The organism is Streptomyces sp. 1-11, assembly GCF_007176755.1.
Classification (GTDB): domain Bacteria; phylum Actinomycetota; class Actinomycetes; order Streptomycetales; family Streptomycetaceae; genus Streptomyces.
This window is the reverse complement of sequence record NZ_BJTV01000011.1, coordinates 15,680-32,459: the sequence shown is the minus strand read 5'-3', so window position 1 is coordinate 32,459 and position 16,780 is coordinate 15,680. Positions and strand designations below refer to the sequence as shown.

General features: G+C 73.0%; 18 protein-coding genes. 10 read left to right on the top strand and 8 right to left on the bottom strand.

Translation table 11 applies throughout. The features are described from left to right. Positions 1-36 precede the first annotated feature (36 nt). Both TNCT1_RS22975 and TNCT1_RS22970 read right to left on the bottom strand, forming a co-directional pair. Complete coding sequence (locus TNCT1_RS22975; protein ID WP_143635211.1) at positions 37-507, bottom strand: FMN-binding protein; 471 nt, start codon at positions 505-507, stop codon at positions 37-39. Between the two features lie 10 nt (positions 508-517). Continuing rightward, entirely contained in the window at positions 518-1,870 is a 1,353-nt protein-coding gene (locus tag TNCT1_RS22970; RefSeq protein WP_143635208.1) for a ferric reductase-like transmembrane domain-containing protein, read from the bottom strand. A 196-nt stretch (positions 1,871-2,066) separates the two neighbouring features. Here TNCT1_RS22970 and TNCT1_RS22965 point away from each other — a divergent pair, with 196 nt between their 5' ends. Together TNCT1_RS22965 and TNCT1_RS22960 are read left to right on the top strand one after the other, a co-directional pair. Continuing rightward, positions 2,067-2,807, top strand: coding sequence for a response regulator transcription factor (locus TNCT1_RS22965; protein WP_143635206.1), 741 nt, complete (start codon positions 2,067-2,069; stop codon positions 2,805-2,807). Continuing rightward, positions 2,804-4,267 (top strand): cell wall metabolism sensor histidine kinase WalK, encoded by a 1,464-nt coding sequence (locus TNCT1_RS22960; protein WP_143635204.1) that lies wholly within the window; start codon positions 2,804-2,806, stop codon positions 4,265-4,267. Before TNCT1_RS22965 ends, TNCT1_RS22960 begins: the two co-directional genes overlap by 4 nt. A 12-nt stretch (positions 4,268-4,279) precedes the next feature. On the opposite strand, the gene TNCT1_RS22955 is transcribed toward TNCT1_RS22960, so the two are convergent. The 3 genes from TNCT1_RS22955 to TNCT1_RS22945 form a co-directional block, all read right to left on the bottom strand. Then, on the bottom strand, positions 4,280-4,981 hold the full coding sequence (locus tag TNCT1_RS22955; protein WP_143635201.1) for a L,D-transpeptidase: 702 nt from the start codon (positions 4,979-4,981) through the stop codon (positions 4,280-4,282). Positions 4,982-4,984: 3 nt separating this feature from the next. After that, complete coding sequence (locus tag TNCT1_RS22950) at positions 4,985-5,572, bottom strand: pyridoxamine 5'-phosphate oxidase family protein (protein ID WP_143635200.1); 588 nt, start codon at positions 5,570-5,572, stop codon at positions 4,985-4,987. A 122-nt stretch (positions 5,573-5,694) separates the two neighbouring features. After that, positions 5,695-6,144 (bottom strand): hypothetical protein, encoded by a 450-nt coding sequence (locus TNCT1_RS22945; protein ID WP_143635197.1) that lies wholly within the window; start codon positions 6,142-6,144, stop codon positions 5,695-5,697. A gap of 213 nt (positions 6,145-6,357) precedes the next feature. Between TNCT1_RS22945 and TNCT1_RS22940 the strand changes: the two genes are divergently transcribed. The 5 genes from TNCT1_RS22940 to TNCT1_RS22920 all read left to right on the top strand — a co-directional run bounded on the left by TNCT1_RS22940 (position 6,358) and on the right by TNCT1_RS22920 (position 12,485). Next, positions 6,358-7,551 carry an argininosuccinate synthase gene (locus tag TNCT1_RS22940; protein WP_216856676.1) on the top strand — a complete coding sequence of 398 codons (1,194 nt, stop codon included), beginning with the start codon at positions 6,358-6,360 and terminating at the stop codon, positions 7,549-7,551. Between the two features lie 116 nt (positions 7,552-7,667). Beyond that, positions 7,668-9,107, top strand: coding sequence for an argininosuccinate lyase (argH, locus tag TNCT1_RS22935; protein WP_143635193.1), 1,440 nt, complete (start codon positions 7,668-7,670; stop codon positions 9,105-9,107). Positions 9,108-9,331: 224 nt separating this feature from the next. Then, positions 9,332-10,303, top strand: coding sequence for an aldo/keto reductase (locus TNCT1_RS22930; protein ID WP_143635191.1), 972 nt, complete (start codon positions 9,332-9,334; stop codon positions 10,301-10,303). A gap of 95 nt (positions 10,304-10,398) precedes the next feature. Next, positions 10,399-10,965, top strand: a complete 567-nt coding sequence (locus tag TNCT1_RS22925; protein WP_174266410.1) for a TetR/AcrR family transcriptional regulator — start codon at positions 10,399-10,401, stop codon at positions 10,963-10,965. After that, positions 10,962-12,485, top strand: coding sequence for an MFS transporter (locus TNCT1_RS22920; protein ID WP_143635185.1), 1,524 nt, complete (start codon positions 10,962-10,964; stop codon positions 12,483-12,485). Before TNCT1_RS22925 ends, TNCT1_RS22920 begins: the two co-directional genes overlap by 4 nt. 110 nt (positions 12,486-12,595) lie before the next feature. Here the strand turns inward: TNCT1_RS22920 and TNCT1_RS22915 are convergent, their stop codons facing one another. Continuing rightward, the gene (locus TNCT1_RS22915; RefSeq protein WP_143635182.1) at positions 12,596-13,267 is read right to left on the bottom strand and encodes a 1-acyl-sn-glycerol-3-phosphate acyltransferase; all 672 of its coding nucleotides are present in this window, start codon (positions 13,265-13,267) and stop codon (positions 12,596-12,598) included. Positions 13,268-13,666: 399 nt separating this feature from the next. Between TNCT1_RS22915 and TNCT1_RS22910 the strand changes: the two genes are divergently transcribed. The 3 genes from TNCT1_RS22910 (at position 13,667) to TNCT1_RS22900 (ending at position 16,000) form a co-directional block, all read left to right on the top strand. Further along, positions 13,667-14,851 (top strand): glycerophosphodiester phosphodiesterase, encoded by a 1,185-nt coding sequence (locus TNCT1_RS22910; RefSeq protein ID WP_373920499.1) that lies wholly within the window; start codon positions 13,667-13,669, stop codon positions 14,849-14,851. Positions 14,852-14,950: 99 nt separating this feature from the next. Then, positions 14,951-15,445 carry a sigma-70 family RNA polymerase sigma factor gene (locus TNCT1_RS22905; RefSeq protein ID WP_143635180.1) on the top strand — a complete coding sequence of 165 codons (495 nt, stop codon included), beginning with the start codon at positions 14,951-14,953 and terminating at the stop codon, positions 15,443-15,445. 57 nt (positions 15,446-15,502) lie between these two features. After that, complete coding sequence (locus TNCT1_RS22900) at positions 15,503-16,000, top strand: GNAT family N-acetyltransferase (RefSeq protein ID WP_143635178.1); 498 nt, start codon at positions 15,503-15,505, stop codon at positions 15,998-16,000. Here TNCT1_RS22900 and TNCT1_RS22895 read toward each other — a convergent pair. Together TNCT1_RS22895 and TNCT1_RS22890 are read right to left on the bottom strand one after the other, a co-directional pair. Next, positions 15,990-16,409 (bottom strand): hypothetical protein, encoded by a 420-nt coding sequence (locus TNCT1_RS22895; RefSeq protein ID WP_143635655.1) that lies wholly within the window; start codon positions 16,407-16,409, stop codon positions 15,990-15,992. The genes TNCT1_RS22900 and TNCT1_RS22895 overlap by 11 nt on opposite strands. 1 nt (position 16,410) lies before the next feature. Then, the gene (locus TNCT1_RS22890; RefSeq protein ID WP_143635176.1) at positions 16,411-16,770 is read right to left on the bottom strand and encodes a hypothetical protein; all 360 of its coding nucleotides are present in this window, start codon (positions 16,768-16,770) and stop codon (positions 16,411-16,413) included. Between the last annotated feature and the right edge of the window lie 10 nt (positions 16,771-16,780).

Genomic DNA, 16,780 nt, shown 5'->3' with positions numbered 1-16,780 from the left:
CTTGGCCCAGAGATACGCGCGGCGCGCGCCGGGTGTTCATCCGCCGGCGGAGTCCAGCGCGGACTGCAGCGACTGCTTGTAACCGGTGCTGGTGTAGGTGGCGCCCGACACCATGTCGATGTCCGCGCTCTGCGCCGCCAGCGCCTCGCGCCGCAGCTGGGGGATGGCGTAGCTGTTGATCTCCTGGTCGCGCGGGTTCTCCGTCGGGTAGGTGACCGCGGTGACGTCGGTGAGCCTGCCGCTCCGGATCGTCACCCGCACCTGCACCGGGCCCCAGCGGGTCTGGACGGTGTCCCCGGTGACCGTCCTGGTCCCGGTGTCGGGCGCCTTCGTCGACCCCGGGGAGGCACCGGAGCCGCTGCTCGTCGGCGCCGGCGCGGGCGTGCCCGCGGCGAGCGCCGGGGCGGCGTGCGGCTTCAGCGACAGCAGCAGCACCATCCCGGAGACGGTGGCCGCGCTCGCCAGCACGATGCGGCGGAAGGGGCGGTTCTTGTTCAACGCGTGCACGTCTGCGGCCTCACAGCTCGAACGACTCGTGGTGGATGCGGCGGTCCGGGACCCCGGCCGCCCGGAGCTCCCCGTACACGTCCTGTGCGAAGCCGTGCGGCCCGCAGATGTAGACGTCGTGGCCGGCCAGCCCGGGGAAGGACGCCCGCAGGGACTCCGCAGTGATGTGCGGGCGCTCGCCCCGCGGCCCGTTCAGCGCGTACAGCACCCGGCCGCCGCGCCAGCGGGCGATCGACTCCAGTTCGGCGCCGAGCGCCAGATCCGCCGCGGACCGCGCCCGGTACAGCAGGGTGACCTCGCCGGGCAGCGTCTCGAACAGCGCCCGCAGCGGGGTGACCCCGACACCGGCCGCGATCAGCAGGGAGTGGTGGCTGGTGGCCCGGTCGGCGGTCAGCGAGCCGTAGGGGCCCTCCGCCCACACCCGGGTGCCGGGCCTCAGCAGGGCGACGGCCGCGCTGTGACCGCCGAGCGCCTTCACCGTGATGCGCAGCATGTCCGGGCGCGGCGGCGCCGACAGGGAGTACGGCGTCGACGTCCAGCCCATCCCCTCGCCCAGGAACCGCCAGCGGAAGAACTGCCCCGGCCGCGCGCCCAGCTCGTCGAGGTGCCGGCCGCGCACGACGACCGAGTACACGCCCGGCGCCTCCTGGTGCACCGAGTCCACCCGCAGCCGGTGGCGCCGGTTGAGCCGGACGGGGGCGAGGACGCGGAACCACACCACCAGCCCCGCGACCCCGAGGTACAGCACGTACCAGACGGCGGTGGCCACCGGCCGGCCGTTGAACTGGTCGCCCAGCGTGAGCTGGTGGAAGAAGGCCAGGAACACGGCCGCGTACGTGAGCAGGTGGACGTAGTACCAGAACTCGTAGCTGGTGCGGCGGCGCGCGGCCCGCACCGACGTGACGCCGACCGCGAGCAGGATCACCGTGCCGGCGGTCGCCTTGAGCATGTCCGGGTAGTCCAGGACCACCGTCACCGTCTCGTGCCACAGCGTGGCCCGGTCCTGGGCGGCGTACCCGGTGAGGATCAGCACGACGTGCGCGACGAGCAGGCAGATCGTGTAGCGGCCGGCCATCGCGTGCCAGCGGGCCACCCGGTCCGAGCCGACCCGGGTCTCCAGCAGCGGCACCCGGGCCATCAGCCCCACCAGGACCGCGCAGGCGTACCCGCACAGCAGGCCGGCGATCCGCCCGCCCCCGGTCAGCCAGCCGGCCGTGCCGACCACGGACCCGGTGTCCGTCCACCAGAGCGCGACCACGGCCGCCGCACCGGCCCACAGCGCGGCCAGCACCCAGCCCGCCGGGGAACGCCGCGCGGTCCCCGGCAGGGGCGGGGCCGCCCGCCTCGTATCCACGGTGGTCATCAGAGCCGTTCCCTTCGTCCGTCAGCGATGCCACTGTGCGGGCCGAAGTTCTGAGGCACCTCTGAAAAAGCCGCTCCGGCGGGGTCCCGCAGGGCTTTCTCAGAGAGATCTCACAGAGCCGCCCGCGTCCTCAGAGGAAACTCACAGGCCGCGGGGCGGACGGCCGGCCGGTCGAGGGGCGATGCTGGTAGGCGCGATGAACACGACCCGTTCCGGCCGACCGGCCCTCACCCGACCCGACGGCACCCCGTTGCGCGTCCTGGTCGTCGACGACGATCCCGACCTCGCCGAGGTGCTCACCGGCGCCCTGCGCTACGAGGGCTGGGAGGTGCGCGCGACCGGCGACGGCGCGTCGGCGGTCAGCGCCGCGCGCGAGCTGCTGCCCGACGCCGTCGTCCTCGACGTGATGCTGCCCGACACCGACGGCTTCGCCGTGCTGCGGCGCCTGCACGAGGTGACGCCCGAGGTGTGCGTGCTGTTCCTCACCGCCCGGGACGCGGTGGAGGACCGCATCGCCGGCATCACCGCGGGCGGCGACGACTACGTCACCAAGCCCTTCAGCCTGGAGGAGGTCGTCGCCCGGCTGCGCGGCCTGCTGCGCCGGGCCGGCATGGCCCGCCAGCAGGAGGACGGGCCCCGGCTGGTCGTGGGCGACCTGGTCATGGACGAGGAGGCCCGCGAGGTGACCCGGTCCGGGGAGCTGATCGAACTCTCCCCGACCGAGTTCGAGCTGCTGCGCTTCCTCATGCGCAACCCGCGCCGGGTGCTCAGCAAGGCCCAGATACTCGACCGGGTCTGGTCCTACGACTTCGGCGGCCGGGCCCACGTGGTCGAGCTGTACATCTCCTACCTGCGCAAGAAGGTGGACGCGGGCCGCGAACCGATGATCCACACCGTGCGCGGGGCGGGGTACGTGCTGAAGCCGGTGACCCGGTGAGGGCCCCGCGCCGCCTGCCCCGCCCCCGCACCCTGCGCGCCCGGCTCACCGTCGGCCTCGTGGTCCTGCTCGCGGTGAGCTGCGCGGCCGTGGGGCTCGCGGCGGTCGTCGAGCTGAACGGCTTCCTGACCCAGCGCCTGGACGAACAGCTCGTCCAGGTCGGCACCCGGTTCCCGGAGAGCATGGAGCACGACCCGCCGCGCACGGACCACGACGGCGACGAGCACCTCGACACCCGCCGCCAGGCCACCGGCACCTTCGGCGCCCGCCTGCTGGACGGCAAGGTCACCCACAAGGGCCTCATCCGCTCCGGCGACCCCTCCGCCGACCTGAACGTCGACCTGACGGCCGGGGACCAGCGGCGGCTCGCCCGGCTCCCGGCCGACGGCCGCCCGCACACCATCCAGCTGTCCGCCCTGCACGACTACCGGGTCATCGCCTCGTCGGGCCGGGACGGGGACGTCCTGATCGTCGGCCTGCCGCTGGAGCCCGTCGAGGCGACCGTCCACCGCCTGGAACGGGTGGCCGGCATCGTCTTCGGCCTGGCCCTCGTGGTCACCGGCGTGGCCGGGGCGCTCTGGGTCCGCTGGTCGCTGCGCCCGCTGAGCCGGGTCGCGGCCACCGCCACCCGGGTCAGCGAGCTCCCGCTGGCCAGCGGGGAGGTCGCCCTGCCGCCGCGCGTCCCGGTGTCCGACCCGGGCAGCGAGGTGGGCCGGGTGGCGGCCGCCTTCGACCGCATGCTGGGCCATGTCGAGGGCGCCCTGACCAAACGGCACGCCAGCGAGGAGCGGCTGCGCCGCTTCGCCGCCGACGCCAGCCACGAGCTGCGCACCCCGGTCGCCTCGGTCCGCGGCCACGCCGAACTGGCACTGCTGCACCCCGGCCCGGTGCCCGCGGAGGTGACCCGGGCCCTTGAGCGCATCGCCGCCGAGTCCTCGCGCATGGGCGAGATGGTCGACGACCTGCTCCTGCTGGCCCGCCTGGACGCGGGCCGCCCCCTGGAGAGCCGCCCGGTCGACCTGACCCGTCTGGTGCTGGACGCGGTGACGGACGCCCGCGCCGCGGGCCCCGGGCACCGCTGGACGCTGGACCTGCCGGAAGAACCGGTGACGGTGCCCGGCGACGCGCACCGGCTCCAGCAGGTGCTGGCCAACCTGCTGGCCAACGCCCGGCTGCACACCCCCGACGGCACCGAGGTGACGGTGACCCTGGCCGCCGGAGAGGGCACGGCCATCCTCTCCGTCCACGACGACGGCCCCGGTGTCCCGGAGGACGTGCGGCCGGGCGTCTTCGAGCGCTTCACCCGCGCCGAGCACCGCCGCCGCCCGGACGCCTCCGGTGGCGGGGCCGGCCTCGGGCTGTCGATCGTGGCGGCGGTGGTGGAGGCGCACGAAGGGAGCGTGGAGCTGGCGAGCGAGCCGGGTTCGACGACCTTCACGGTGCGGCTCAGCACCGGGTGACGGCCGTGCGGCTCAGTACCGGGTGACGGCCGTGGCGCCGTCCGCCGTCCCGATCGCGATGTGCGGCTCGCGCGCCGGGTCGGCCCAGCTCAGGATCGCGCGCATGGCGTCCTCGGGCACGGACACGCAACCCGCCGTCGCCCCCTTGCCGTTCACGTGCAGGAAGATCCCGGCGCCGCGCCCGCGCACCGGCCGGTCGTAGTTGAAGCCGATGACCAGCGCGTACCCGTACTGCGGAGCGTAGGAGTCCAGCTTCTCGGACCGCGAGGCCAGGCAGTCCGCCGGAAGCGGCTCGGTCCAGCGGTTGTACGAGGCGGAGTCGTTGTCCTGGCACCACCAGGACGCGGCCGTCACCGGCCGGTACCCGACCCGGGTGCCAACCGGGGCGGCCCGGAGGCCGAAGCCGAACGGGAGGCCGTACAGCCCGGTCGGCGTCGTGTCGGTCCCCTGCACCCGGGCGCCGCCCTCCACCAGCCCGTTCGCCCCGAACCTGGCGGGCGCGGAGCCGGTCTCCGTCCACGTGCCGTCCCGCAGGTCCCACCAGGTCACCGTGCCCGACGTCGAGCCGGCGGCCGGCGCCAGGGCGGTGATGAGCTGGGTGCCGCCGCCGGTGTCCGCCATCCGCGCGGGCAGCGGGTCCGTGCCGCGCGCGGGGGTGAGGCCGAGCACACAGACGGAGGCGGACACGAGGGCGAGGACGACACCTGGGCGCATGGCTCAGACGCTAGAGGGGGGCAGTGGCAGCGGCAGCCCGGGCAGTCCGTCCAGGCTGCTCGCCACGTGCTCCTTCTTGGTGAAGTAGGCGTTCAGCGAGGCGTCGTCCTCCCGCGCGAACCGCTTCGCGTGCAGATCGCGGTCCTCCTCGTACGCCATGCGGGGGACGGCGTAGCCGCAGGTGTCGCGGACCAGCTCGGCGTGCACGACGACGATCGCGCGCAGTCCGTGCGGGCCCGGGTCGATGTCCGGGAAGCGGGCGAGCAGCCCGGCGAAGCGCGGGTCGTCACGGAATACCGGCTCGCCCCGGCCGTGCACCCGCACGATGTTCGGCGGCCCCTGGAAGGCGCACCACATGAGGGTGATCCGGCCGTTCTCCCGCAGGTGCGCGATCGTCTCCGCGTTGGAACCGGCGAAGTCCAGGTAGGCCACGGTGAGTTCGTCCAGCACCGCGAAGGAGCCGCGGAGCCCCTTGGGGGAGAGGTTGACCGTGCCGTCGCCGGAGAGGGGAGCGGTGGCCGTGAAGAAGAGGGGCTGCTCCTCGATGAACGTGCGGAGCCTGCCGTCTATGCGTTCGTAGGTCTTTCCCATGTCCGCCGATTATCGGCGCAACTCCTTCGGCTGTCTAAGTATTTGGCTCCTCTGGTCCGGCTCCCACCCGACCGCGGCCACCCCGGCCGGCGTCTGCGGGGCGGCCGCGGTCGCCTGTCACCTCACTTGGTGAGCGTGCAGGCGGCGAGGGTGTCGAGGCCGGTGGGCTTGGTGGTGGTGCGGCCGATGGCGATGGCGATGCGGTCGATGGTGGAGGCGCGTTTGTCCTTGAGGGGGCCGAGGATGGCGTTGTTCACGAAGTTGGGTCCGCCCTGGCCGACGGTGCGGGCGAGCCGGGTGTTCGCCTCGTTGATCTGGGTCTGGAGCAGGGTGAGGTTGCGGTCGACCTCGGCCTTGGCGGAGGCGGGTACGGCGGGCAGCCGGGAGGCGACGTCGGGGCAGGTGATGGTGCCCGCCGCGGCGAGGGTGCGGGCGTTCGCCGCGCCGTCGCTTCCGTCGGGCGTCCCGGCCAGCGCCGAGCCGGCGATCACCGCGCCGGACAGGACCACTGCGGCGGCGCCGCCGATGACCGCCACGCGGCGCTTGTCGTACTTCGGAAGAGCCCTGGACATGCGGAAGCCTCACTTGGTCGGAAAGAGGGACGGAGGGAGGTCGGGAGACCGGGTCGGGCAACGCGGCGCCTGCGTTCGGGGGTGAGTACGGGAAAGCGGTTTCACCCGTTCAATCCGTGCCGGGACTTCCGGCTCGCCGGAGCGCCGATTGACGAATCATGCGGAGTTCTGCATACTCATGCATGTCAGCGAATGCACTGTGAGGAGAATCCCGTGACCGAGCGCGTCGTACTCGCCTACTCAGGCGGTCTGGACACCTCCGTCGCCATCGGCTGGATCGCCGAGGAGACGGGCGCCGAGGTCATCGCCGTTGCGGTCGACGTCGGCCAGGGCGGCGAGGACCTGGACGTCATCCGCAAGCGCGCCCTCGCGTGCGGCGCCGTCGAGGCCGAGGTCGCCGACGCCAAGGACGAGTTCGCCGACGAGTACTGCCTCCCGGCGATCAAGGCCAACGCCCTCTACATGGACCGCTACCCGCTGGTCAGCGCCCTGTCCCGGCCGACGATCGTCAAGCACCTGGTCGCCGCCGCCAAGAAGCACGGCGCCACCACGGTCGCCCACGGCTGCACCGGCAAGGGCAACGACCAGGTCCGCTTCGAGGCCGGCATCGTCGCCCTCGCCCCCGACCTGAAGTGCATCGCACCGGTCCGCGACTACGCGATGACCCGAGACAAGGCGATCGCCTTCTGCGAGGCCAAGCAGCTCCCGATCGCCACCACCAAGAAGTCCCCGTACTCCATCGACCAGAACGTCTTCGGGCGCGCCGTCGAGACGGGCTTCCTGGAGGACATCTGGAACGCCCCGATCGAGGACATCTACGAGTACACCTCCAACCCGGCCGTCCCGCGCGAGGCCGACGAGGTGATCATCACCTTCAAGGAGGGCGTCCCGGTCGCCCTCGACGGCAAGCCCGTCACCGTGCTCCAGGCCATCCAGCAGCTCAACGAGCGCGCCGGCGCCCAGGGCATCGGCCGGATCGACATGGTCGAGGACCGCCTGGTGGGCATCAAGTCCCGCGAGGTGTACGAGGCCCCCGGCGCGATCGCCCTGATCACCGCCCACCAGGAGCTGGAGAACGTCACCGTCGAGCGCGAGCTGGCCCGCTACAAGCGGCAGGTCGAGCAGCGCTGGGGCGAGCTGGTCTACGACGGCCAGTGGTTCTCCCCGCTCAAGCGCGCCCTGGACGGCTTCATCGACGAGGCCAACCAGCACGTCTCCGGCGACGTCCGGATGACCCTGCACGGCGGCCGCGCCGTCGTCACCGGCCGGCGCTCGGAGTCGTCGCTGTACGACTTCAACCTCGCCACCTACGACACCGGCGACACCTTCGACCAGGCCGCGGCCAAGGGCTTCATCGACATCTACAGCCTGTCGTCGAAGATCGCCGCCAAGCGGGACCTGGCCTGAGTCCCGGGCGGGTGACTCCGTAGGGGTCACCTCGCGCGCATCGCCTGACAGCCGCCTCCCCGCCTGCAAGGGTGGGGAGGCGGCCGCACACAGACGACTTCCGAGGAGCAACGCAAGTGAGCAGCAACAGCGGTGACGTACGGCTCTGGGGCGGCCGTTTCGCCGACGGTCCCGCCGAGGCCCTGGCGAAGCTGTCCGCGTCCGTCCACTTCGACTGGCGGCTCGCCCCCTACGACATCGCCGGCTCCCGCGCCCACGCGCGCGTGCTGCACAAGGCGGGGCTCCTCACCGAGGACGAGCTGACGCGCATGATCGCCGGTCTCGACCGGCTGGAGGCGGACGTGGCGGACGGCTCCTTCGTCGGCACCATCGCCGACGAGGACGTCCACACCGCCCTGGAGCGCGGCCTGCTGGAGCGCCTCGGCCCCGACCTGGGCGGCAAGCTGCGCGCGGGCCGGTCCAGGAACGACCAGGTCGCGACCCTCTTCCGGATGTACCTGCGGGACCACGCCCGGATCATCGGCGGTCTGATCGCCGAACTCCAGGACGCGCTGGTCGGCCTCGCCGAGGCCCACCCGGACGTGGCCATGCCCGGCCGCACCCACCTCCAGCACGCCCAGCCGGTGCTCTTCGCCCACCACGTGCTCGCGCACGCGCAGTCCCTGTCCCGGGACGCCGAGCGGCTGCGCCAGTGGGACGAGCGCACGGCCGTCTCGCCCTACGGCTCCGGCGCCCTGGCGGGCTCCTCCCTGGGCCTGGACCCGGAGGCGGTCGCCGCCGACCTCGGCTTCGAGCACGGCAGCGCCGGCAACTCCATCGACGGCACGGCCTCCCGCGACTTCGTGGCGGAGTTCGCCTTCGTCACCGCGATGATCGGGGTCAACCTGTCCCGGATCGCCGAGGAGATCATCATCTGGAACACGAAGGAGTTCTCCTTCGTGACCCTGCACGACGCGTTCTCCACCGGCTCGTCGATCATGCCGCAGAAGAAGAACCCTGACATCGCCGAGCTGGCGCGCGGCAAGTCGGGCCGGCTGATCGGCAACCTGACGGGTCTCATGGCGACGCTGAAGGCCCTGCCCCTCGCCTACAACCGCGACCTGCAGGAGGACAAGGAGCCGGTCTTCGACTCCTGCGACCAGCTCGAGGTCCTGCTCCCGGCCTTCACCGGCATGATGGCCACCCTCACCGTCAACCGCGAACGCATGGAGGAACTGGCCCCGGCCGGCTTCTCGCTCGCCACCGACATCGCCGAGTGGCTGGTCAAGCAGGGGGTGCCGTTCCGCGTGGCCCACGAGGTCGCGGGGGAGTGCGTGAAGGCCGCCGAGGCCGAGGGCAAGGAACTGGACGAGCTGACCGACGAGCAGTTCGCGAAGATCTCCGCCCACCTCACCCCGGAGGTGCGCTCGGTCCTCAACGTGCCCGGCGCCCTCGCCTCCCGCAGCGGCCGCGGCGGCACGGCGCCCAGCGCGGTCGCCGTCCAGCTCGCCGAGGTCAAGGCGGACCTGGCGGCCCAGCACGCCTGGGCCACGGCGCCCCGCAAGGGACGCGGCTGACCACGGCGAACAACAGGGCGCCCGCCCGCGCCGGAGCACCCCGAGCGGGGCGCCGCCCGCGCCGGAGCACCCCGAGCGGGGCGCCGCCCGCGCCGGAGCACCCCGAGCGGGGGCGCCCGCCCGCGCCGGAGCACCGCTCCGGCCGGGTCGTCGGCCGGACCAGGAGGTCGTCGCGGGTTACGTTGGTCGCCAGCCGTACCGGAGCCGACCGAACGGAGCCTGCGATGCCCTTCGCCCGCCTCGCGACAGTGACCACGCCGACGAGCCACATCGGCCTCGGCCTGGCCGCGGTGGGCCGCCCCGGCTACATCAACCTGGGCCGCGACCAGGACCTCGGAGCGGACCGCAGCGTCGCGGCCCTGCGCGAGCGCACCCACGAGCTCCTCGACGCCGCCTACGCGCAGGGCGTGCGGTACATCGACGCGGCCCGCTCCTACGGCCGTTCCGAGGAGTTCCTCGCCGACTGGCTGAACGCCCGCCCGGACATCGACGACGTCGTCGTCGGCAGCAAGTGGGGCTACACCTACACCGCCGACTGGTCCACCGACGCCGAACGGCACGAGGTGAAGGACCACGGCCTCGCGACCTACGAGCGGCAGCGCGCCGAGACCGGGGAACTCCTCGGCGACCGGCTCGACCTCTACCAGATCCACTCGGTGACCCCGGACAGCCCGGCCCTCACCGACAAGGAGCTGCACGCCAGGCTCGCCGAGGCCGCCGCCGGCGGGCTCACCGTCGGCTTCTCCACCAGCGGCCCCGCCCAGGCCGACGCCATCCGCGCCGCGCTCGCGGTGACGGTTGGGGGCGAACCGCTGTTCCGTACCGTCCAGTCGACGTACAACGCCCTGGAGACCTCGGCCGGCCCGGCGCTGGCCGAGGCGCACGACGCCGGGCTGACGGTGATCGTCAAGGAGGGCATGGCCAACGGCCGGCTCGCCGCGCCGCATGCCCCGGGCAGGCTGAAGGAGGTGGCCGAGGAGACCGGCCTCGGCTGCGACGCCGTCGCCCTCGCCCTGATCCTGCGGCAGCCCTGGGCCGGTGTCGTCCTGTCCGGCGCCGCGACGCCCGCCCAGCTCGCCTCCAATCTGCACGCGGCCGTCGTCGACCTTGACGCGGACCAGCTCACCCGGCTCGCCACCCTGGTGGAGGATCCGCACGCCTACTGGGAGCGGCGCGGACGGCTGCCCTGGCACTGACGGAGACCCGCTCCGCACGCCCCACTCGACGACAGTTATGAGTCACGCATGCCCAATGTGAGACATCAACGTCTCACATGGTCTACGCTTGTCTCATGGCCCTCGATCGTGACCACGTGCTGCGCAGCGCGGCCGCCCTGCTGACCCGCAAGTCCACCGCGACGATGGACGAGGTCGCCAAGGCCGCCGGGATCAGCCGCGCCACCCTGCACCGCCACTTCGCGGGACGCGACGCGCTCGTCCGCGCCCTGGAGGCGCTCGGCATCGCCGAGTGCGAGGCCGCCCTGGACGCGGCCCGCCTGGACGAGGGCCCGGCGGGCGAGGCGGTGCACCGCCTGGTCCGCGCCATCGAGCCCGCGGCCGGCCTGCTGGCCTTCCTCTACACCGAGAACCAGCTCTTCGAGGGCGAGGGGCAGAACCAGGGCTGGACCCGCCTCGACGAACGCCTCACGGGCCTGTTCCGGCGCGGCCAGGAGAGCGGCGAGTTCCGCATCGACCTCACCCCGGCCTGGCTCACCGAGGCGCTGTACGGCCTGCTGGCCTCCGGCGCCTGGGCGGTGGCCGAGGGCCGGCTGGCCGGCAAGGACTTCAGCTACATGGTCGTCGAGCTGCTGCTCGGCGGCGCACGACGTGCGAACGCACCCCGAAGAGAGGAATCATGACCAGCACCCTGCGGCCGGCCGGCACGACCGGGGCGGTGAAGCGCCCGGGCCGCTGGCTGGCGCTCGGCGTCCTCGTCCTGGCCGTGCTGCTGGTGGCCGTCGACGCCACCGTCCTCGGCCTCGCCACCCCCTACATCAGCGAGGACCTGCGCCCCTCCGGCACCCAGCTGCTGTGGATCGGCGACGTCTACTCCTTCGTCATCGCCGGCCTGCTCGTCTCCATGGGCAGCCTCGGCGACCGCATCGGCCGCAAGCGCATCCTGCTCGCCGGCGCCACCGCGTTCGGCGCGGTCTCCGTGCTGAACGCCTACGCGACCACCCCGGAACTGATGATCCTCGCGCGGGCGCTGCTCGGCGTCGCGGGCGCCACCCTGATGCCCGCCACCCTCGCCCTGATCCGCAACCTCTTCCACGACCCGCGCGAGCGCAGTCTCGCCATCGGCGTCTGGGGCGCCACCGCCTCCGCCGGCACGGCCGTCGGCCCCATCGCGGGCGGCTTCCTGCTGGAGCACTTCTGGTGGGGCTCGGTGTTTCTGATCAACCTGCCGGTCATGGCGGTGCTGGTCCTGGTCGGCGTCCGCACGCTGCCCGAGTCCCGCAACCCCGCCCCCGGCCCCTGGGACCTGAGCAGCGTGGTGCTGTCCCTCGTCGGCATGATCGGCATCGTGTACGCCGTCAAGGAGACCGCCGCGCACGGGCTCGCGCCCGTCCCGCTCGCCGCGGGCCTGCTGGGCGCGGCCGCGCTGTACGGCTTCGTGCGCCGCCAGCTCACCATGCCGGTCCCGCTGCTGGACATGCGTCTGTTCCGGCGCCGTGGCTTCAGCGGGGCGGTCCTCGCCGACCTGCTGACCGTGCTGGGCATGTCCGGCCTGGTGTTCTTCCTCTCCCAGTACCTGCAACTCGTCCAGGGCAGGCGCCCGTTCGAGGCGGGGCTGGCGGAACTGCCCGCGGCCGTGGGCGCGGTGGCGGCCGGCCTGGTCGCCGGCCGCGCGGCCCGCCGCTTCTCGGTGCGGGTGGTGGTCTCCGGCGGCCTGGCGGCGATCGGCGCCGCCCTGGCCGTGCTGACGACGCTGAGCCGGTCGACGGGCTACCCGCTGCTCGGGGCCGCGCTGCTGGTCGTGGGCGTGGGCGCCGGCTTCTCCTTCACGGTGACCGCCGACGTCATCCTCGCCGGCGTCCCCAAGGACGAGGCGGGCGCGGCGTCCGCGGTCTCGGAGACGGCGTACGAACTCGGCGCGGCGCTGGGCATCGCCCTGCTCGGCTCCATCGTGACGGGCGCCTACCGCGGCTTCACCGGCCCGGCGGGTACCCCGGCCCAGGCGCACGAGTCACTGGGCGGCGCGGTGGAGGCGGCGAGGGGCATGCCGGCCGAGGCGGCCGGGCAGATGCTGGACGCCGCCCGCGACTCCTTCGTCCACGGCCTCCACCTGGCCTCGGGCGCCGGCGCGGCCGTCCTGCTCGCCACAGCGGCGGCGGCCTGGTTCCTCCTGAGAAACCAGAGCCTGGAAGACACAGACTGAGCGAAACGCCCCCGAAGGGGGCGCGGGGAACTGCGCGACCGACCGAGAAGCACCCGCGGGCGCGATGAAGCAGCACCCCCACGGCGGTGACGCGCCGAACCGCCGGAGGCTTACGCCGCCTTCGCCTTGGTCGCGTACATGTCCACGTACTCCTGGCCCGACAGCCGCATGACCTCGGTCATCACCGAGTCGGTCACCGCCCGCAGCACGTAGCGGTCCCGGTCCATCCCCTCGTACCGGGAGAACTCCATGGCCTCGCCGAAGCGCACGGTCACCCGGCCGGGCCGCGGGATGCCCGAGCCGCCCGGCTGCAGCTTGTCCGTGCCGATCATGGCGAACGGGACCACCGGCGCGCCCGTCATCAGGGTGAGCCGGGCGATGCCGGTGCGGCCGCGGTACAGGCGGCCGTCGGGGGAGCGGGTGCCCTCGGGGTAGATGCCGAAGATCCGGCCCTCCTCGAGGATGCGGCGCCCCGTCATCAGGGCCGCCACACCACCGCGGCCGCCGTCGCGGTCCACCGGGATCATGCCGACGCCGGTGAAGAACCACGCCATCAGCCGGCCCTTGAGGCTCTTGCCGGTGACGTACTCGTCCTTGCCGATGAAGACGACCTGACGGTCGCAGACCAGCGGCAGGATCATCGAGTCGATGAAGGTCAGGTGGTTGCCCGCGAGGATGACCGGCCCGTCCCCCGGAATGTGCTCCACGCCCTCCACCTGGGGGCGGAACATCAGACGCATGATCGGTCCGAGCACTGCCTTGATGAGCGCGAAGCGGGACAACGGGTCCTCCGATGTCGAGGTGAGCGATATGTGTCTGTGCAGGTGAGGACATTACTCGCGGCTCCGGGGGAAGCGCACATCGGGAAGGTCCGGTTCACCGAGGTCTTACGCGTTGTTGACGTTGGTTTACCTGCGGTGAAGCGCCGGAACCAGGCCTGGCGTCCGGTCGGGCGATGTGACGGACATCGCCCGCAGCCCGCACCGTCCGGGTTCCCGCCCCGCCGCCGGGAATTCCCCGACACGCCGTCACATTCCGCCGCCTGGCGGACATCCGGTGCCACCCGCGTGTTCGGCCGGGGGCCTCCCTTCCGTCATCCGGACACCCCTACGATCGGCGCGCACCGGCGCCCGGGATCCGGAGCGCCGGGAACGGACACGCAGCGAACGGCAGGAGGGCGCATGGACCGCATGGACGGCGACCGGGCGAACGAGCGGCGGCAGACCACCGGACGGCGGGCCGTGCTCGGCGCGGCGGTGCTCGGCGCGGGCGGGGCGGTCCTCGGACTGCCCGGCGCCGCCCGGGCGGCCGGCGCCGGGACGGCCGCGCACGGCGGGCGCGGGCTGAAGGGCCTGCCGGTGCCGACGATCATCGGGCACCGGGGGGCCAGCGGCTACCGCCCCGAGCACACCTTCGGCTCCTACGAGCTGGCCCTCGACCTCGGCGCGGACATCGTGGAGGCCGGTGACCTGGTGCCCACCCGGGACGGCCACCTCGTCTGCCGGCACGAGCCGGAGATCGGCGGCACCACGGACGTCGCCTCGCACCCCGAGTTCGCCGGCCGGAAGACCACCAAGGTGCTGGACGGCGTCTCCACCACCGGCTGGTTCACCGAGGACTTCACCCTCGCCGAGCTGAAGACGCTGCGCGCGGTCGAGCGCATCCCGGCCAACCGGCCGCACAACACCCTCTACGACGGGCGCTGGGAGATCCCCACCTTCGAAGAGGTCCTGAAGTGGCAGGACGAGCAGACCCGCAAGCGGGGCAGGCAGGTCTGGATCTACCCGGAGACCAAGCACCCCACCTACTTCCGCAAGCTGGGCCTCGGCCTGGAGGAGCGGGTGGCGAAGCTGCTGCGCAAGCACGGCAAGGACGGCCGGAACGCGCCGGTGATCCTGCAGTCCTTCGAGCCGACCAGCATCCAGCGGCTGAACCGGCTCGTCGACAACCCGCTCGTCGTGCTGCTCTCCTCGGCGAACAGCCGCCCCTACGACTTCGTCGACACCGGCGACCCGCGCACCGTGGCCGACCTGGTCTCGCCCAAGGGCCTGCGGGAGATCGCCGGTTACGCCCAGGGCATCGGCCCGACGCTGGACCTCGTCATCCCGAGGAAGGCGGACGGCACCCTCGCCGAGCCGAGCACGCTGGTCGCCGACGCGCACAAGGTCGGCCTCATCCTGCACCCCTACACCATGCGCAACGAGAACCCCTTCCTCCCGGCCGAGTACCGCAAGGGCACCGCGGCGGACGCCTACGGTGACGCCTTCGGCGCCTTCGCCGCGTACTTCGCCACCGGGATCGACGGCGTCTTCACCGACAACGCCGACACCGGTCTGCTCGCCCGGGCCGACTTCCTGGCCCGCTGACCCGGTGGCCCGCGTCAAGACCCCAGCGGGCACCCACCCTTTCGGGGGGAACGCGCGCCGTCCCGGAACCCGGCACCGGGGCGGCGCGTCGTTGCGCACATGACGCACGACCTGCTGGCGGCCCTCGGACCCCTGCTCACCGCCGAGGCGTCCGCCGAGGCACAGGCGTCCGGGAGCGAACCGGACGACCTCCAACAGGCCGTCTGGCTCCGGCTGCTGGAGCGGCTGGCGGCCGGCGGCCCGCCGCCGGACCCGCACGGCTGGCTGCGCAGCGCCGTCCGCGCCGAGGCCCGCCGCAGCCGCCGTACCACCCGGCGCGAGCGGCCGTACGAGGCCGAACCGGCCGACGACGCGCGCCGCGGGCCCGAGCAGCTCGTGCTCGCCGCCGCCCGGCACCGCGCGCTGCGCGACGCGGTGCGCGCACTGCCCGGACGCTGCCCGCGGCTGCTGGCGGCGCTGCTCTCGCCCAAAGACCTGACATACCGGGAGATCGCCGGGGAGTTGGGTATCTCACAGGGCAGTCTCGGACCGGAACGCTCCAGATGTCTGGGATGTCTTCGGCGATTGCTCGCACCGGAGGTTGCGGCCCGCTGAGCGCGGGGATAGGAGTGGGGGACGACCGGTGATCAGGTGAGCGGGAGGCATGCGCACATGGGCATGAGCGTGACCATCTCGGTGGCGACCGAGCAGGACGCGGAGCAGATCTTCAGGCTCCAGTACCTGTGCTTCCAGAGCGAGGCGGCGCTGTACGGCAACTACCGCATCGACCCGCTCGTCCAGAGCCTGGAGTCCGTCCGTCAGGAGGTCGTCCAGGACTGCGTGTTCGTCGCACGGCTCGGCGAGGAGGTGGTCGGCTCGGTGTGCGGCAAGCCGACCGAGGACGGCGCGGCCGCCATCGGCAAGCTCTGCGTCCACCCCCGGCTCCAGGGCCACGGCATCGGCGCGCGGCTGCTGCGCGCGGCCGAGACGGCGCTGTCCGAGCAGCGCGGCGCCACCCGCTTCCGCCTGCACACCGGCCACCGCAGCGAGGGCAACCTGCGCCTGTACCGCCGGGTCGGCTACGAGGCCGTGGGCCGGTCCACGGGCGCCGACGGCGTGGAGCTGATCGTGCTGGAGAAGCGGGCGGGCACGTACGCGGCTACCGCGTGACGCGCTCGCGGGACCGGCGCAGCCAGTACATCGCCGACAGCGGCAGCAGCACCGGGATGAAGACGTACCCCATGCCGTAGTCGGACCAGACGGTCGCGTCCGGGAAGGCGGAGGGATCGGCCAGGGTCCACGTCCCCACGATCAGCACGCCCGCGAGCTCGGCGGCACAGCACACCAGTGCCGCCCTGCGGGCCTTCTCCCCGCCCCGGACGAGCGAGTACGTGATGAACCCGTACACCACACCGGCCACCGCCGACAGCGAGTAGGCCAGCGGCGCCCGGTCGAAGTCCGTCGCGATCTGGTACACCGAGCGCGACACCGCCCCGACCACCATCACGCCGTAGAACCAGACCAGCAGCATCCCCGGCCCGCTGATCAGCCGGGCCGGCCTCTCCCGCACCGCCGTCATCTCAGGCTCCCCAGATGTCATAGAGCCGCACCTCCAGCACGGCGAGGACCACACCGCCGGCGGCCACCGTCACCGAACCCCAGCGGGTCCGCTCGGCCAGCGACATGAAACCGGCCGCCGGCACACAGGCGAACGCGCCCAGCAGATACGCGAGGAAGATCGCCGTGCCCTGCTCCGGCTTCTCGCCCCGCGCCAGTTGCACGATGCCGACGACCAGCTGGACCGCGGCCAGCAGGGACACCACGGCCATGCCGATGAAGTGCCAGTCCTTGGTCGGCTGGTCCCGGTAGGCCGCCCAACCGCACCAGGCGGCGAGCAGCAGCGCGGTGAGCCCGGTCACCAGCGTCAGGGCATTGAGCATGCGGTGACCT

What these genes read in the sequence shown, in the direction of transcription:
- TNCT1_RS22970 (WP_143635208.1), bottom strand. Translation starts at nt 1,870, where the DNA reads ATGACCACCGTGGATACGAGGCGGGCGGCCCCGCCCCTGCCGGGGACC.
- TNCT1_RS22965 (WP_143635206.1), top strand. Translation starts at nt 2,067, where the DNA reads ATGAACACGACCCGTTCCGGCCGACCGGCCCTCACCCGACCCGACGGC.
- TNCT1_RS22955 (WP_143635201.1), bottom strand. Translation starts at nt 4,981, where the DNA reads ATGCGCCCAGGTGTCGTCCTCGCCCTCGTGTCCGCCTCCGTCTGTGTG.
- TNCT1_RS22950 (WP_143635200.1), bottom strand. Translation starts at nt 5,572, where the DNA reads ATGGGAAAGACCTACGAACGCATAGACGGCAGGCTCCGCACGTTCATC.
- TNCT1_RS22945 (WP_143635197.1), bottom strand. Translation starts at nt 6,144, where the DNA reads ATGTCCAGGGCTCTTCCGAAGTACGACAAGCGCCGCGTGGCGGTCATC.
- TNCT1_RS22930 (WP_143635191.1), top strand. Translation starts at nt 9,332, where the DNA reads ATGCCCTTCGCCCGCCTCGCGACAGTGACCACGCCGACGAGCCACATC.
- TNCT1_RS22925 (WP_174266410.1), top strand. Translation starts at nt 10,399, where the DNA reads ATGGCCCTCGATCGTGACCACGTGCTGCGCAGCGCGGCCGCCCTGCTG.
- TNCT1_RS22920 (WP_143635185.1), top strand. Translation starts at nt 10,962, where the DNA reads ATGACCAGCACCCTGCGGCCGGCCGGCACGACCGGGGCGGTGAAGCGC.
- TNCT1_RS22910 (WP_373920499.1), top strand. Translation starts at nt 13,667, where the DNA reads ATGGACCGCATGGACGGCGACCGGGCGAACGAGCGGCGGCAGACCACC.
- TNCT1_RS22905 (WP_143635180.1), top strand. Translation starts at nt 14,951, where the DNA reads ATGACGCACGACCTGCTGGCGGCCCTCGGACCCCTGCTCACCGCCGAG.
- TNCT1_RS22900 (WP_143635178.1), top strand. Translation starts at nt 15,503, where the DNA reads ATGGGCATGAGCGTGACCATCTCGGTGGCGACCGAGCAGGACGCGGAG.
- TNCT1_RS22895 (WP_143635655.1), bottom strand. Translation starts at nt 16,409, where the DNA reads ATGACGGCGGTGCGGGAGAGGCCGGCCCGGCTGATCAGCGGGCCGGGG.
- TNCT1_RS22890 (WP_143635176.1), bottom strand. Translation starts at nt 16,770, where the DNA reads ATGCTCAATGCCCTGACGCTGGTGACCGGGCTCACCGCGCTGCTGCTC.